The following is a 15,995-nucleotide window of genomic DNA, read 5'->3' on the forward strand; positions in this document are numbered from 1 at the left end:
GAAAAGTTGTTGGAGTTTTATAACTTTCCAGCCGAGCATTGGCAACATATTCGTTCTACAAATCCTATAGAGTCTACATTTGCTACTATAAAACACAGGACTAAACAAGCTAGAGGCTGTTACTCTAGGGAGACTTTATTGGCTGCTTTTTTTAAGTTAGCTATACAAGCTGAGAAAAAATGGCATAGATTAAATGGCTATAAGAGAATTAATGAAATGCTAAATAATGTAACTTTTATTGATGGCATTTCTGAGCATGAAGTTGACAAAATAAAACAGGATAAAAATTATGCCGCTTAATTCCCATACACTAGATTTGATAATAACTCAAAAACTAGAAACTGCTGATGAATTAGATTCTTTAAAACTACTAGAACCAAAACTTTCTTGGCAAAATATAATAGATCAATGGCAAATTGGCGAAGATGCCTCGCATCAAATCCTTGAAGAGTTTCTAGATGGTAAAGTAAAAGAATACAAAATAGCTAGAGACTTCATGAGTACAGACTCAACTTCTAAATTATCACCATATTTACACTTTGGTGAGATATCTCCTAACCAAATTTTTAACGCAGTGCAAAGTCTAGACTGTATCGGTAACAATGAAGAACACTTTATAAAAGAGTTAGTCTGGCGTGATTTCTCTTATTATCAAATATATTATTATCCTGAATTACATAACAAGAACATCAACCAAAAGTTTGATAGTTTTGAATGGGATAACGACGCTACTCTTCTTAAAAGATGGCAAACTGGACAAACAGGTATTCCAATAATTGATGCGGGTATGAGAGAGCTTTGGCAGACTGGTTATATGCATAATCGCGTACGTATGATAGTTGCCAGCTTTCTTATCAAAAACTGTCTTATCCACTGGAAATATGGAGAAAAATGGTTTTTTGATACTTTATTCGATGCTGATTTTGCTAGTAATAATGCTAACTGGCAATGGGTTGCTGGTTGTGGTCTAGATGCTGCTCCTTACTTTAGAATTTTTAATCCTGTGCTACAAGCTGAAAAATTTGAAGCTTATGAATATATTCGTAAGTATGTACCTGAACTCAAGCTTTTACCCAATAAACTACTTGCAAAACCATGGGAGGCAAGCAAGCTAGTCTTACAAGAAGCAGGAGTTAAATTGGGTGATAATTATCCAAAACCTGTAGTAGACCTCAAGAAATCTCGAGACAAAGCATTAGAGTTGCATAAGAAATTAAACTAAAACTCAAGCTTAATGAATTGCTTATATTGTTGCCCTTTCTTGAGCTTAATATCTGAATTATCATAGTTTTCACCAATTACTGGTATAAACTGTGGCTCAAAACAGATTGCATGAAATTTCTGTGAGTTTAAACCATTTGATAACTTCAAACCATCAGGAAAATTAGTAGTATATATCTGCGTAGCTGGATAAGAACTTGTTACTACAAGCTTTCGTCCACTAATCTCATCTGTCAATTTAATAGCCCCATCAACAATATAACAATGATCTATCCCACCACCACTAAAATATTCAAAATTAGTTGCTAATTTATCTGCAATAACTGATTCTTGACTAAAATCCATTTCATAAGGAATTTTTATAATTTGCTTAGGTATACTGTTTGTATCAGTTATTACTAATCTCTTTGCAGATACTTGTAGTTTATGATTTTCTATAGTAGCTTTAAAATCTCCAGATAAATTATAGTAATTGTGATTTGTGAGATTTAGTAATGTATCTTCATTAGCTATGGCTTCAAAATGAATTACTAATGAATTATCTTGTAACTCATAAGTTATATCAATTTGAACATCTGCTGGAAAACTATCATCTGATGATTTTTGAATACGGCTAAATTTAACTTTATTTTGATTAATTGTATAATCAAATCGCTGATGAGAGATATTATTAAAACTTCCATGAAGAGTATTAATAGATTTCTCATTTTTACTAACACTATACTTTTTATTATTTAAGATAAACTCACCATCTTTGATCCTCCCAGCTACCCTACCGATACTAGCACCATAATATGATGGATTATTAAAATAATTTTCTATATCTGCATACTGTAAGACTATATTTTTAAACTTACCATTGTTATCTCTAGTTCTAAGAGAATATACAGTAGCCCCAATATCTAATAGTTCTAGTTGGATACTATCATTTTCTAATGAAATTACATTTAAGAAACTTTGTGTAGTTTTAATTCTTTTAGTAGATACTTTTAGCATAGTTTAATATCAATTTTGCAACTTGTGATTTTGATATATTATTATACTCTTTTAAATTATTTTCAGATAAGATTGTTACACTTGAATTATCATTACCAAATACTTCGGTTGAATTAGCAACTATCATGTTTAGATTTTTTTTGACAAGCTTAGATCGAGCATATTCAACTATATTTTCAGACTCAGCCGCAAAGCCTATAGCAAAAATATTTGGATATGATTTTTTACAATTTGCTAAAACATCAGGGTTTTTAATAAATTCTAAGGTTAAAGTTTCATTAGTTTTTTTAATTTTATTAGTAAATTTATTTTTGATCTTATAATCAACTACTGCAGCACAACCAATAAAAATATCACTATCTTTAGCTTTCTCAAGCATTGCTTGATTCATTGCATCAGCACTTTTGGTATCAATGATTTCTAAGTTAGGATGTTTAATATCAAAACTTATTGTCGTTTTTGCTTTTAATACTACAACAGTTGCTCCTCTTGCAAGTAACTCTCTTACTAAAGCAAAGCCCATTTTACCAGAGCTGTAATTTGATAGGTATCTAACACCATCAATATCTTCTACAGTTGCTCCTACTGTTATCACTACTTTTTTAACTTTGAAATCTTGAGCAACATTCAATAACTCAAACAAAACTTCAGGCTCATGTAATCTGCCACTCCCTATATCTCCACAAGCTTGAATGCCTTGATCTGGAGCAATCAAATTAAATCCTATATTTTGAAGCTTTGTGATATTCATCTGAGTTAATTGATTTTGCCACATATTTACATTCATAGCAGGAGTTATATATACTTTAGAATTGTCATCATTAGCTAATATTGTTTGACTTAATAAATCATCAGCTAAACCATGAGCTAATTTTGCAATAGTATTTGCTGAAGCCGGAACTATAAATATCTTATCAGCCCAACGTGATAAATTGATATGTGCCATACTTTGACTATATTCACTCATGTTCAAAGATTCATCAGTATAGACATTACAGCCTAAAGCTACTAAAAGTTCAGGCTTTATAAACTGCTGTGCTCCTATAGTAACTATAGCTCTACACTCAACACCACTTTTAATAAAAAGTCTTATTAAATTTATAGTCTTAAAAGCTGATACACTACCAGTAATCCCAAATAAAATCTTATTACCCATAAATATTAATCTCTATTTATTTAATATCTTCTCTCTTTTATAAAACATAATTATTAGTAAGACCATAATAGCTACTAATACGGCTAAGATATTTACATTCATTCTAAATGTGCTTTCATTAGTAATCCAATAAGCAAAAATAATCCCAAAGAAAATACTACTAGTCCTACCTAAGGCAAATATCATATTAGTAGCTAATGAACGAACTTCTGTCGGAAACTCAGTGGCTGCATATTGTGCCCACATGATATTATAACCACCACCAATAAGACCAATAAGTATTCCATAGAAAAATATAAAATCACTAGATACGTACTTATATGCAAAAATGCTCACCAAAAATATAACTATATTTATTACAAAAAATAAACTCGGTGATTTAAAATATTGGTTATATATTCCACTAAGAACACTACTAATAATATTTCCTGCAAAAAATCCAAATAAAAACAGCTTAACTAAACTTGCAAAATCTATATCATTTGCGATGAATTTCACTAATGCAAACATTACAGTTATCACAAAGAAGTAAGGTAGCGTAATTAAAAAGTTAAGAATCAGCGGTTTATTATAATTTCTGATAAGAAAACTAATACTTCCCGCATTTTTAAATTTATCAGATTTATACAACTCTATAAAATATGGTGACTCTTCTAATACTCTTCGAAATGCGTAAATTCCCAAACCAGCAAATCCACCAAAAATAAACATTACTTTATAAGATAAAACACCCAAAAGTGTAGCGACCACTCCTCCTAATACTCCAAGAATATATAAAAGACTCATTCCCCAAGCAGCTAATCTAGGCGGAAAAAATTCTACTATCAAAACACTAGATACAGCAAACTCACTTGCTAGAGCCAAGTATGCTAAAAATCTTAGTAGCATAAAAATGTAGATATTATTTACAAATATACACAATAAAGTAGTCAAAGAATAAAGCAAAATACTATATTTTATAACAGTAATACGCCCAAACTTATCAGCCAAGATACCAAAGAGGATTGCACCGACTAAGATACCTACCATTTGAATATTATTTATCAAGTAATAAGTTTGTTGAATTTTAGTAGAATCAAAAATTCCAAATTGTTGCTTTAGTAAATCAACATAAGAGACGCTAAAGACAGTCAAATCATAAAAATCTATAAAGTAACCTAAACACAGTATTACTAAAATCCATATTGCATTTTTCATTATTCAAAATAAATTGATAATATTAGAGATGTATTATAGATAGATAAAAGTTTAATGACTATAGCTAAAAAGCATTAATCGACAATAATATTCTTCTCATTTGCTGTAGATCTACAAAATGCTACATAACGCTTATCAGTCACAAACCAATAGAATACTGCACCAACAATAGCGTCAACAAAATAGTTTGTTATAGGTGTAGTTAAACAAACAAAAATTATAAATGGTAATATAAGCATTAAAAGATTTTTAATACCAATTCTTCTAAACTCAAGGCTTGCATATATAGTTATTAAAACTACAAGTATTGCACTCATATTTATTTGTGTCTGAATCTCTACTGTATTAAGTAACAATGTCAAAACCACAAATACAACCAAACCAAATAGTCTAGTACGTGGCGCTAAAGCTCCCATACTTACAGGTGCTGCCATATATCCTATAATGTGAAAACCTGTCACAACCAACATCAAACCAGTCAAGTTATCTGAGAAAAACAAAAATATGACTGATAATATAAAGTTTGCAAGAAGAGATCTACGTGAGATATTTACAACAGGAGTAATTTTAGCATAATATCTAGGCATCTGTCCTTCTGAAGACATTGCATATAGCATTCTCGAAGAAGCACCTAAATATGTATATCCTGTAGCAGATGGACTAACTACGCTATCAACTATAAGCAAAAATGATATATAACCAAGTCCTAATAGTGTTGCTAATTGTAATAATGGTGAATCAAAATCTAATAAACCATATTTGGAACTCTCTTTCAACTATTTAAAACTTTCAGAATACAATCTAGCTATAAAACTAAAACTATAAGTAAAGCTAAAATAATTGCTAATGGAATATTTCTACCAGGATTTTTAACTTCACTAGCATAAGCAACAACAGTTTGAAATCCATTGAAGGTATAGATCAAACCACCGGCAACAATAGCAGTCAAAGCTGAGCCAAATCCAAACTGGGAATTGTTAGGAATATCTTCGGAAAACATACTAACATGATCAGAGCTATGTATAAATGCATAGGCTATAAATATAATAACAATTATAAATGGTACTGCTATTTTAAATACTGTTATAGCATTATTGACTCTAGCTAATAATTTAACACCATAAAAATTAATAACTAAATATATAAATAATACAGCTAGTGCGAAAGTCATACCAGCTGTAGTCAAAACGCCATCACTCATTAACCATTGCATAGACTTAACACCAGATAGATACTGAGTAGTTGCTAATGCTTCAGATGAAATAACTACAACAATACCAATCAGTTTGCAAAAGCAAATGGCATTGCAAAAATACTATTATGAGATATCGCACTCGATCTAGTTGTAGCTCCTCTTACTGGATACAAAGATACAACTTTACCAAGACATAGCGCAATCATTACAACAATTAATGCTGCTAAAATCCAAGCCAAAAAAGCCCAGTTACCAGCATTTTTAGCTGTAAGCTGAGCACTAAATAGCCAGCCTGAACCGACCATATAAGTAGTACCGATCAATACAGCACTAAACAACGACATCTTTTTTACAGATACATTATCACTCATATTCTTTCCTTATAATTAATTTAAAACTAGACAAAAAACTTTTTGATAATTTTTGATCATCGACTGACAAAAAATTTGACAAGGTAAGTTTTAAATTACCATCAAGAATATGAGTTTATAATATTTTTTACTCCTCTAAACTCATTAAAGATGCATTTCCACCAGATGCGGTAGTATCGACACTGACAGTTTTTTCTACAACGAATCTGCGCAAATATAGAGGTGATGCTGTTTCTATTGCTAAGCTAGTGCACTTACCATCTTTAGCAACACTTTCTGCAACAAACGGGATAATTGCTCCTCTACGTAATGCCAAAGCTTGATGAACTTGTTTAACTGCTGAAATACTTCCTGAAAAAGTCACTAAAGCTACTTTGCTATTGAACAGTAGCGCTGAAGTAATCTCTTCATCATCAGATAAAATTAAATTAATAACTTTAGGATTAACACCAGCCTTAAGCATTAACTTAACAATATTATAAGCTGTTAAACTACCTGTATATGCAGGTTTAGCTACAACAGTATTACCGGCTAATAATGCAGCTGTTGTTTGACCTACAAATCTTATTAATAAGTCACAACTTGAGCACATACTAAATACTACACCACGCCCTTTCAAGCTTAGCTCATCAATTTCACCTGTAGGTCCAGGTAACAACTCAGGATGTGCAAATTCCTTTTTAGCCTGTAAGCAATAATATGCTACTTGCTGTATAGTTTTATCAATCTGAATATGAGCATCTTCTACAGATACATTTGATTCACTAACCAAGCATGATGCTATTAGATGACGCTCTTTTTCTAATAAATCTAAGAATTTTTCAACAATTAAAGTTCTATCTTCAGCATTTATATGATTCCAAGCATCTGCTTCTGCATAAGCTACTTCTATAGCTTTATCGACGGTACTTACAGAGGCAACATATTTTTTACCAATATTCTTACCATTAGCAGATTTTAGATCTACAAATTTATCCTTCTTAGCTTTCTCACCAGCTACAATATTAGTGATACTATATTTATCTTTTATCAGTTTGTTTGTAGCTAGTTCATCATTAGCAATTTTTTCAGGATTATAAATCTCTTCTACCGCACCAACACCTGATAATTTTTCATTTGCCAAACGATGCATATAGTATGGACCACCCGCTTTAGGACCAGTACCAGATTTACCTTGTCCCCCAAAAGGTTGGACACCGACAACAGCACCGACAATATTTCTATTTATATAGACATTACCAGCTTTGATGTTATTTTTAACATAGTTCATAACCTCATTAATTCTACTATGAACACCTGCAGTCAATCCATAACCAGTAGAGTTAATATCCTTTATAAGTTTGCTAAGTTCATTTGCTTTAAACCTAAGGATATGAAGAATTGGACCAAACTGTTCTCTACCAAGGTCAGATAACTTATCTATTTCAAATGCAGTAGGCATTACAAATGTACCTTTTTGAGTATCCTCATTTGGTTGAGCTTGGTATACAAGTTTAAATTGTTTTTTCTTCTCTTCTATATATGCATTTAGATTATCAGCTGCTTCTTTATCTATTACAGGACCAACGTCTGTATCAATATACTTTGAATCGCCTATTTTAAGTTCTTTCATAGCACCAACAATCATTTTGATATAATTATCTGCTATATCTTCCTGTAAGCATAATATACGTAATGCCGAACAACGCTGACCAGCGCTATCAAAAGCTGAACGTATCACATCTCCAGTAACCTGCTCTGGTAGAGACGAAGAGTCTACTATCATAGCATTCTGACCACCAGTTTCTGCTATAAATGGTACTATTTCACTAGATTTTGATGCTAATGTTTGATTTATAATTCCTGCAACTTCAGTTGATCCTGTAAATATAACCCCTTTGCATACAGGACTTTGAACTAAAGCACTACCAACAGTTGCCCCTTCTCCTGGAGTAAACTGTAATACACCTTTAGGAAGGCCTGCTTTGAATAATAACTTGATAGCCTTATAAGCGATAATAGGAGTTTGCTCGGCAGGTTTAGCTACTACAGTATTACCAGCAGCTAAAACAGCTGTAATCTGACCTAAGAATATTGCCAAAGGGAAATTCCAAGGGCTAATACATACCATTGCTCCTCGACCTGTAAACTCAATTTGTTTTAGATGATCGGATAATGCAGGCAATTCAATCGGTCCATTAAATTCTCTACGTGCCTGAGCAGCATAATAACGACAGAAATCTACAGCTTCTCTAACCTCATCAATAGCATTTGATAAAGTTTTACCAGCTTCAATCATCGCTATAGCAATAAATTCATCAGTATTCTTTTCTAATAAATTTGCGAATTTTTCTAGAATATCAGCTCTTTGACTAGCTGGAGTATTATTCCAATCCTCAAATGCACTTTGAGCATTTTTTAACGCTCTTTTTGCCATTTTAGCATCAGCATTAATCACAGTACCAATTATATCGCCAGTATTTGGATTTATAACAGCTTCAGCTGTGCTCTTGTCAATATCAACATTAGAAACTATTGGCTTTGCTTTATATGTATTTTTAAAAGTATATTTCTCAATATTTTTATACATCTCTGCTAACACTGCGAAGTCATTAGTATTATGACCTTGTGAATTTAACCTAGGAGCTACTATATCTTTTGGATATGATATATTAGGATGCTGACCACAACCATAGTCAACAGCTTTTTTAACTGGATCCTCTATTAGCTCTTCAATAGGTAAATTTTCATCAACGATTCTATTTACAAATGAGCTATTAGCACCGTTTTCTAGTAATCTTCTGACTAAATAAGCAAGTAAGTGCTTATGTCCACCAACCGGAGCATATATTCTACAAGGAATATCTTCATAACCTTCTTTACCAACTATATTGTCATATAAAGGATCACCCATACCATGTAGACATTGAAACTCAAAATCTTTATTGCCATTAGCCAACTCCATCACTACAGCTACAGTTTGAGCATTATGAGTGGCAAACTGCGGATAAATATATTGAGGATGTTCAAAAAGTTGCTTCACACATGCTTGGTAAGAAACATCTGTATGATATTTACGTGTAAATACTGGGTAACCTGCTAAACCTTGCTCTTGTGCATGTTTAATTTCAGCATCCCAATATGCACCTTTTACAAGACGAATCATAAATCTTCGATTAGTTTTCCTAGCAAGATTAGCTAAGTAATCTAATACATAAGGAGCTCTTTTCTGGTAAGCCTGAACAACTATACCAATCCCATCAAATCCATCTAAAGATGGCTCATGAGCCAATCTCTCTACCAACTCTAGTGATATTTGCAATCTCTCAGTTTCTTCAGCATCAATATTCATTCCTACATTATATTCTTTAGCTAACTGAGTAAGTTTAAGTAACTTTGGATATAATTCTTCATGAACTCTTTGATGCTTTGCAACTTCATAACGCGGATGTAAAGCAGATAGTTTGATAGATATACCCGGATTCTTTTTAATCTCTCTATTTGTTGCATATTTAGCTAGCTCATTTATAGCATGCAAATACTGACCATAGTAATAATCAGCATCAGCCATAGTCATTGCAGCTTCGCCTAGCATATCATAAGAATAACTATATCCTCTAGCAACTTTAGTTTCTGATACTTTTAATGCTTCTTCAATAGTTTCACCAAGTACATATTGCTTACCAACTATTTTCATAGCCTGCTTCATAGCTTGACGAATTACTGGTTCACTTGATTTTTTTAGCAAGTTTTGAAAAACCTTTCTATATGCTCCATGAGGCTTCTTCAAAATTTTACCAGTTAACATCAAACTCCATGTAGCAGCATTAACAAACAAATGTTTTTCTCTACCAACATGATTTTTCCATGCCGCACTAGTTAATTTATCTTTGATAAGTAGATCAATGGTGTATTTATCAGGTACTCTTAATAACGCCTCAGCTAAACACATTAGTACGATACCCTCTTCAGAAGATAAGTCATACTCAATCATAAAAGCATCAATACCAGATTTCTTTAGCCTATTTTTTCTAACTTTTTCTACTAAACCATATGCTCTTTCTCTTACTTGTGCTTTTTGCACACTAGACATATGAGCTCTATCTACGAGTTTAGTTACAGCCTCTTTTTCTTCTATAAGCCAATATTTAGAGATATTCATTATTTCATTTGAAATAGGATACTCACCTGAATGGTTTAATAAGTTATTCATATTGCTTCCTTTTATACTTACTTTAATCTATTTTTGTTAAATTTTTTCTTTTCTAGAATAATTTTGTTAATAAGCTCTCTGTATCTATCTGGTGGAGTAACTCCTTTAAACAACCAGTCAAACATGTCATTATCTTCGCTAGTCAAAAACTCGACAAACAATTTTTTACCGGCAAGATCTTCTTGCATATAACAATTATTTAAATATGGAGCTAATATTATATCAAGCTCTAGCATACCTCTACGTGCAGAGTATTTTATTTTTTCTACTGAGCTGAATATAAGATCATCATTTTTTATTATCATAAATAGTCAAGCTTATTAAATATAAGGATTACACTAGTTTATACTATACACTTAAGACAACCAATATCGTTAAAGGAATTATTTCAAAAAATACTCTTTTATTTAGCTAAACAATCCGGTATTATTTGCTCTATAATTTTAGGTTTATTCATAACTATTTATTACCTATCTAAAATAAGTTTATTCAAACTAAAAAATACTAAAAGGATTTAAATTTAATGGCTATCAGTCAAAATGTTACAAAAATACTTCAAGATATCGATGAACTAGATTTGTTTAGCAATATTTCAGATGAGTGGTCGACTCTACTTAATGAATCTGATGATGAAATCAAAATCAAAAAACTATACTCAGCATTAGTAAAAGAGAGTATTCGCCGTGAGACAGCAGAAAGATTAGCTAAAGATGCTAAATCATACTGTGATCTTATTCAGGAACAATCTAAGCAACGTATATCTGACTTGAAAGAAAGCCTAGAGAGCCAAATTGCATTTCTCACTCAACAAATCAAAGATCTAAAAGTTGAGTCTTCAAAAAATCTTGATTACTACAGAAATGAGTTAAAAAAAGTTACTAGAAGTTTGATAGATAACAAAAATTAACTAGATTAATAAATTCTGAAATATCTCAGAAAGCAATTTTATTTGCATTAGCCTTTAAAGTTATAATATTTATCTTTCTTGATATCTAAAATTCCCAGTATAAGAAAATACTTCTCTATTATTACATTTTGAGAAAACAGCTCTAGAAAATCTATCTTAATTATCCTTTTCTATTTCTAAATCAGCACAGTTAGTTATAGCTTTACCTTTATCATCTAAAACAGTATAGCTTGCAAAAGAAACTCCCGACAATGAAAATAACAACATCCCTACCACTAAAATTTTATTTTTCATATTTTAGAATTTTTAGAAGTGACCAATAGAAATATGCTATCAATATAATTCGTTATTTTCTATTAGAAACTTTCAAGAATAATTCTAAATCTTTTTTAGACTGCTTATGTAAAGCCAAGTTTCCGATATCTTTTATAAGAATAAATTTTAACTCTTTATTACTATTTTTCTTATCCAAAAGCATTGCATATAAAAACTCTTTTTGACAAATATCTCTAGGGAAATCAATAGAAATATCAAAGCTAACTATAAATTTTTTAAAATCTTTTGCTTGTTGTTGTGAAATTATATCTAGGTAGCAACAAAAATCTATAGCCTGAGCCATTCCAACACCTACTGCTTCTCCATGTTTTAAACCTAGATATTTTTGACATTTCTCAATAGCATGACCAAATGTATGTCCGAAATTAAGGATTGCTCTAGCGCCTGTAGTTTCCTTTTCATCTTCCGCTACAACTTGAGCCTTAATGTGACAACTTCTCTTGACCATTTCTATCAGAGTAGAAGCATCTTTAGCTAAAATTTTATCTCTATTTAAATCAAGCCAATGATAAAAATCTTTTGAGATAAAAGCATACTTTACAACTTCAGCCATACCAGATGTATATTCTCGTTGAGGTAAAGTTTGATAAAATTGTACAGATGTATAAACAAGCTTTGGCTGATAGAAAGCTCCTATCATGTTTTTACCCAAAGGATGGTTTATTGCTGTCTTACCACCAACAGAAGAGTCTACCTGTGATAATAGTGTAGTAGGAACTTGGATAAAGTCTACTCCTCGCTGATATATCGCAGCAGCAAAACCAGTAATATCACCAATAACACCACCGCCTAGTGCCACTAAAACAGTTGAATTTCGAGTGTATTGATTTTCTAGCAAAGATGATAATATTTTATCTAAGCTTGTTTGAGATTTATATTGCTCACCATCTTCAAGTACACATGTCTTAATGTCTAATTCATTAGGCATTGAATCTAAAAAACTATCAAGATATAAACTAGCAACTGTAGTATTCGTGACAACTAAGACTTGTTTATTTTCTATATGAGAAATAATATGAGAAAGATCTAGTGAAGAATCAATTATAATAGTATAACTTTCACTAGACGTAGGATTTACTAATAGTTCACTAATCACAGTATTGTTTCTTCAACTAAGAATGTAGATATTTTGTTAACTATATTTTTTACTGTCGCTCCATTTGTTTCAACCACAACATCAGCAATACTTCTATATAAAGGCTCTCTCTCAGCCATTAATTGCTCTAAGACAGGTTTTTTATCATCAACTCTTAAAAGAGGTCTCTTTGTATCTTTTGCCGTTCTCTCAAGTTGTTGCTCAATAGTTGCCCCAAGATAAACAACTTTACCACGTGAAGATAACAATGATCTCGTATCTGGATCAAGTATAGCACCACCACCAGTAGCTAGAACTATATTTTGCTTTTCTGCCAAAATCTCAGCAATAACATCTCGCTCACGCTTCCTGAAGCCTTCTTCACCCTCTAGATCAAAGATCCAATTAATATCAACACCACACTTTTTTTCTATTGTATCATCAGAATCTATAAACTCTAATTTTAACTGTTTAGCTAATTGCTTACCAATAGTAGATTTTCCAGCACCAACTGGACCAATTAAGAAAATATTTTTTGTTCTTATCATTTTTGACTCAAAATTATAAGTTAATTACACACCGTGATAGTTTGTTACTAATCACCCCTTGTACATAAAAAATTATAGGCTATAAGATACCTAAATATTAATATTATTGCAACTATTATCTGCTACCATTTTTGAACCTTCGTTTCAATAATCTTAGGTGTTATAAAAATTAAAAGTTCACTATCCTGATCGGCAATAACTGTATTACTAAATAAGTAACCCAAATATGGTATATCTCCTAAAAATGGTATTTTATTGCGAGTTTCTGTCTGTTTCTTAGAGTAGATACCGCCAATTACTACGGTTTCACCATCTTTAACCATTACCTTAGTAGTTACTTCTCGCTTATCAATAATTGGCGGTAAATCCTCTCCCGTCGAGGTTTTACCAGAGGATGCACCAACGCTATTTTTTGTTACAAGTACATCCATTACAATATTTCCATCTGGTGCATCCAACACTGCCTCTTAAAATGCGACAGATGCCGCACCCGAGGCTGTTGCTTGTTGATAAGGAACATCCTGTCCATCTTTAATGAATGCCACTTGATTATTTGTAACAACTAAATGTGGTGAGGCAACTTGATTAGCTAAAGATTCACTCTCAAGAGCTCTAATCTCCATTTTTAACTGCCCCCCCATTAGGGTATATGCTAAACTTACAGTACTCGCAACGATAGGGTTTTGTTGACCAGGCTGTGGTATTGGATTAGTAAATGTTTTAAGTCCAACATTATAAATATCATTAGGTCCCTTAACACCATAATTAAATCCCAATTCTAAACCACTTGCTCTTCTTACTTCCACAATTCTTGATTCTATATATACTTGATCATTAGGTATATCAATTTCATTTATGACATTCCTAATAAGTGGATTTTTTTCCTCTGTATCGGTTACGATAAGCGTATTTGTACGAGTATCTGAAGTTATACTACCTCGTGGCGACATGATTCCACCATTTTGTTTTACCATAGAAGTAATAACTGTCTGAGCTGCTTGTACTGTAGTATAGTTTAGAGGAATAAACTCTGTTACTAACGTCGCGTTGTTTTCTGATGATCTTTTTGTTTGTAGCTCGAGTTGTTCTTGTGCTGCGATTTCAGCTGCTGTCGCAACATAAAGGATACTACTCATTTTTTTGGTAGCTAGTCCCTTACTAACAAGAACGATATTCATCACCTCATTCCATGGGACATTTTTAAGATCAATAGACACGTTTCCACGTACACTACTACTAACAACTAAATTTAATCCTGCAAATTCTGATAGGACCTGAAGAACTGTCTGTACAGGCGTATCTTTAAAAGATATTGTTATAGGCTCATTAACGTTAAAGCCTTCAACACGGCTATTACGTCTATCAATTTTAAACTTAAAAGTATTACCCTCTTTAAAATCACTCAAAGCAATTCTATCTAGAGAATGTATCACAAAAATTACATTACCATTGTCTTTAAGAATTTTTATTGAATCTGCTATCGTATTAAATACTTTAGTATCAATATTACTTACCCATTTATCAGATATTGTTGTATCATCAAAAGTTATAGTAAGAGTATAGCCATCTTGAGATACTTTTGTTTTATATCCAGCAAAATTGCTAATATTTTCCTCAAAAGCAACATCAAAAACAGCACTACCATTCAAACTTCGATGAAACTCTAGATCTTTAATATGTTTGCTATAATTAGTGGTTTTACTTTCATCTCTTCCAACTATCTTCGTTTCCGGCGGCTTAGCCTCTTGAAGCTGACTTGCTGGTGTTTGACTGTTATTTTGTGAGTCTGCAAATGAGGCTTCACAACCTAGCAATCCTCCCAATAGAGTCAAAACAGTTAATAATTTATTATTTCTAAAAAACATTAATTCACCCTAATGTATAGTAACTGGAGTTTTTTGCCAAACTCTCTTTTGATCATTTTTTCCATTCATCGACTACAATACCTTCTTTGGTAATATTTTCGACTTTCCCATAATTTTGTCCAATGAGTTCACCTTCTTTTATATATATTGGCTTATTCTCCATTGAGTTTTCAACTACACCCCATTTTTGATTATTTTGAGAAACTGTTCCTTTAAACTTAAAAGAATTTAATGGATACTGTTGTAAACTTGTAGGCTTAGTATTCATAACTTCTTTGAGTTCCTCTGGAATAACTATTGGCTTAAGTTTAACAACTTCTTGTGTTTGTTTAACCCCTTTGATAGGTACTCTTTTTTCAAAAGGTAGCATGTGATCTATATTAAAAATATTACGTATTTTTGATAATCTCTCAAAAGTTAGTGTATCTCCTTTATATTCAGAAATATCAAGCTTTCCTGTACTTTTTGTAGTCTTAGTACTATTCTGAATAAGTTGATTAACCTGATCTATTCTAGTTTGATAAGAAGCATAACAATTACTATAACCAGCTATCAATAATATTAGACATAACAATTTTAATCTTTGATATTTACTCATTTAAATTACGCTCCTACTCCTTGACGTGAATAGGTCTGCAAATTTAGCTCAGTAACTATTTTAGAATCAGACTCTTTTTTAATGTTTGCTAGATTGTATTCTCAATGTTTATAGAGATACCAAAATGTACTTCATTAGGTGTCAAGTAATTTAAACATTTCTTAGGTCTATTATTCAAGTCTATCTGTAACTTTCTAATGTATTGATGAGATATATTGTTAAAGTTAGTACCTTTAGGTATAAATTGTCTGATATACCTATTCATGTTTTCATTAGTACCTCTTTGCCAAGGACTGTATGGATCAGCAAAGAATACTTTGATGCCAGTCTTGCTAGTT

General features: G+C 31.8%; 10 protein-coding genes and 7 pseudogenes. 3 read left to right on the forward strand and 14 right to left on the reverse strand.

Going from position 1 to position 15,995, the window contains the following annotated elements:
- A partial coding sequence (locus F8C69_RS04080) for a transposase (RefSeq protein WP_201285310.1) occupies positions 1–300 on the forward strand: 300 nt, incomplete at its 5' end.
- Positions 301–349: 49 nt separating this feature from the next.
- Positions 350–1,222 (forward strand): annotated as a pseudogene (locus F8C69_RS04085) (cryptochrome/photolyase family protein); the annotation flags it as partial.
- Here F8C69_RS04085 and F8C69_RS04090 read toward each other — a convergent pair.
- The 7 genes and pseudogenes from F8C69_RS04090 to F8C69_RS04115 all read right to left on the reverse strand — a co-directional run bounded on the left by F8C69_RS04090 (position 1,219) and on the right by F8C69_RS04115 (position 10,633).
- Positions 1,219–2,217, reverse strand: coding sequence for an aldose epimerase family protein (locus tag F8C69_RS04090; RefSeq protein ID WP_159184307.1), 999 nt, complete (start codon positions 2,215–2,217; stop codon positions 1,219–1,221). The pseudogene F8C69_RS04085 and the gene F8C69_RS04090 sit on opposite strands and share 4 nt — an antisense overlap.
- Positions 2,198–3,373 (reverse strand): bifunctional phosphopantothenoylcysteine decarboxylase/phosphopantothenate--cysteine ligase CoaBC, encoded by a 1,176-nt coding sequence (gene coaBC, locus F8C69_RS04095; RefSeq protein ID WP_159184308.1) that lies wholly within the window; start codon positions 3,371–3,373, stop codon positions 2,198–2,200. Before coaBC ends, F8C69_RS04090 begins: the two co-directional genes overlap by 20 nt.
- Positions 3,374–3,385: 12 nt before the next feature.
- Positions 3,386–4,570 carry an MFS transporter gene (locus tag F8C69_RS04100; RefSeq protein WP_159184309.1) on the reverse strand — a complete coding sequence of 395 codons (1,185 nt, stop codon included), beginning with the start codon at positions 4,568–4,570 and terminating at the stop codon, positions 3,386–3,388.
- A 74-nt stretch (positions 4,571–4,644) separates the two neighbouring features.
- Positions 4,645–5,322, reverse strand: a pseudogene (locus F8C69_RS11260) (APC family permease); the annotation flags it as partial.
- 59 nt (positions 5,323–5,381) lie between these two features.
- Positions 5,382–6,136, reverse strand: a pseudogene (locus F8C69_RS11265) (APC family permease); the annotation flags it as partial.
- A gap of 127 nt (positions 6,137–6,263) precedes the next feature.
- Positions 6,264–10,328: a bifunctional proline dehydrogenase/L-glutamate gamma-semialdehyde dehydrogenase PutA gene (gene putA / locus F8C69_RS04110; protein WP_159184310.1), complete on the reverse strand. Its 4,065-nt coding sequence runs from the start codon at positions 10,326–10,328 to the stop codon at positions 6,264–6,266.
- A 17-nt stretch (positions 10,329–10,345) separates the two neighbouring features.
- Complete coding sequence (locus F8C69_RS04115) at positions 10,346–10,633, reverse strand: FAD assembly factor SdhE (protein ID WP_004287893.1); 288 nt, start codon at positions 10,631–10,633, stop codon at positions 10,346–10,348.
- Positions 10,634–10,851: 218 nt separating this feature from the next.
- On the opposite strand from F8C69_RS04115, the gene F8C69_RS04120 reads away from it, so the two are divergent.
- A complete protein-coding gene (locus F8C69_RS04120; protein WP_159184311.1) occupies positions 10,852–11,235 on the forward strand; it encodes a kinesin in 384 nt (127 codons plus the stop codon).
- A 69-nt stretch (positions 11,236–11,304) separates the two neighbouring features.
- On the opposite strand, the pseudogene F8C69_RS04125 reads toward F8C69_RS04120, so the two are convergent.
- The 7 genes and pseudogenes from F8C69_RS04125 to F8C69_RS04155 all read right to left on the reverse strand — a co-directional run.
- Positions 11,305–11,529 (reverse strand): annotated as a pseudogene (locus F8C69_RS04125) (hypothetical protein).
- A gap of 52 nt (positions 11,530–11,581) precedes the next feature.
- Positions 11,582–12,667 carry a 3-dehydroquinate synthase gene (aroB, locus tag F8C69_RS04130; protein ID WP_159184312.1) on the reverse strand — a complete coding sequence of 362 codons (1,086 nt, stop codon included), beginning with the start codon at positions 12,665–12,667 and terminating at the stop codon, positions 11,582–11,584.
- Positions 12,664–13,194 (reverse strand): shikimate kinase AroK, encoded by a 531-nt coding sequence (gene aroK / locus F8C69_RS04135; protein ID WP_159184313.1) that lies wholly within the window; start codon positions 13,192–13,194, stop codon positions 12,664–12,666. The genes aroB and aroK overlap by 4 nt, the downstream gene beginning before the upstream one ends.
- Before the next feature lie 122 nt (positions 13,195–13,316).
- A pseudogene (locus F8C69_RS04140) lies at positions 13,317–15,059 on the reverse strand (type IV pilus secretin PilQ).
- A gap of 9 nt (positions 15,060–15,068) precedes the next feature.
- A pseudogene (locus F8C69_RS04145) lies at positions 15,069–15,657 on the reverse strand (pilus assembly protein PilP).
- Between the two features lie 5 nt (positions 15,658–15,662).
- Positions 15,663–15,743, reverse strand: a pseudogene (locus F8C69_RS04150) (type IV pilus inner membrane component PilO); the annotation flags it as partial.
- A gap of 2 nt (positions 15,744–15,745) precedes the next feature.
- Positions 15,746–15,995: IS30 family transposase (locus F8C69_RS04155; RefSeq protein WP_159183763.1), on the reverse strand; the 250-nt coding region annotated here is incomplete at its 5' end.

Origin of the sequence: Francisella noatunensis subsp. noatunensis (genome assembly GCF_009823375.1) — a bacterium.
In the GTDB taxonomy this organism is placed as follows: domain Bacteria; phylum Pseudomonadota; class Gammaproteobacteria; order Francisellales; family Francisellaceae; genus Francisella; species Francisella noatunensis.

What these genes read in the sequence shown, in the direction of transcription:
- F8C69_RS04090 (WP_159184307.1), bottom strand. Translation starts at nt 2,217, where the DNA reads ATGCTAAAAGTATCTACTAAAAGAATTAAAACTACACAAAGTTTCTTA.
- coaBC (WP_159184308.1), bottom strand. Translation starts at nt 3,373, where the DNA reads ATGGGTAATAAGATTTTATTTGGGATTACTGGTAGTGTATCAGCTTTT.
- F8C69_RS04100 (WP_159184309.1), bottom strand. Translation starts at nt 4,570, where the DNA reads ATGAAAAATGCAATATGGATTTTAGTAATACTGTGTTTAGGTTACTTT.
- putA (WP_159184310.1), bottom strand. Translation starts at nt 10,328, where the DNA reads ATGAATAACTTATTAAACCATTCAGGTGAGTATCCTATTTCAAATGAA.
- F8C69_RS04115 (WP_004287893.1), bottom strand. Translation starts at nt 10,633, where the DNA reads ATGATAATAAAAAATGATGATCTTATATTCAGCTCAGTAGAAAAAATA.
- F8C69_RS04120 (WP_159184311.1), top strand. Translation starts at nt 10,852, where the DNA reads ATGGCTATCAGTCAAAATGTTACAAAAATACTTCAAGATATCGATGAA.
- aroK (WP_159184313.1), bottom strand. Translation starts at nt 13,194, where the DNA reads ATGATAAGAACAAAAAATATTTTCTTAATTGGTCCAGTTGGTGCTGGA.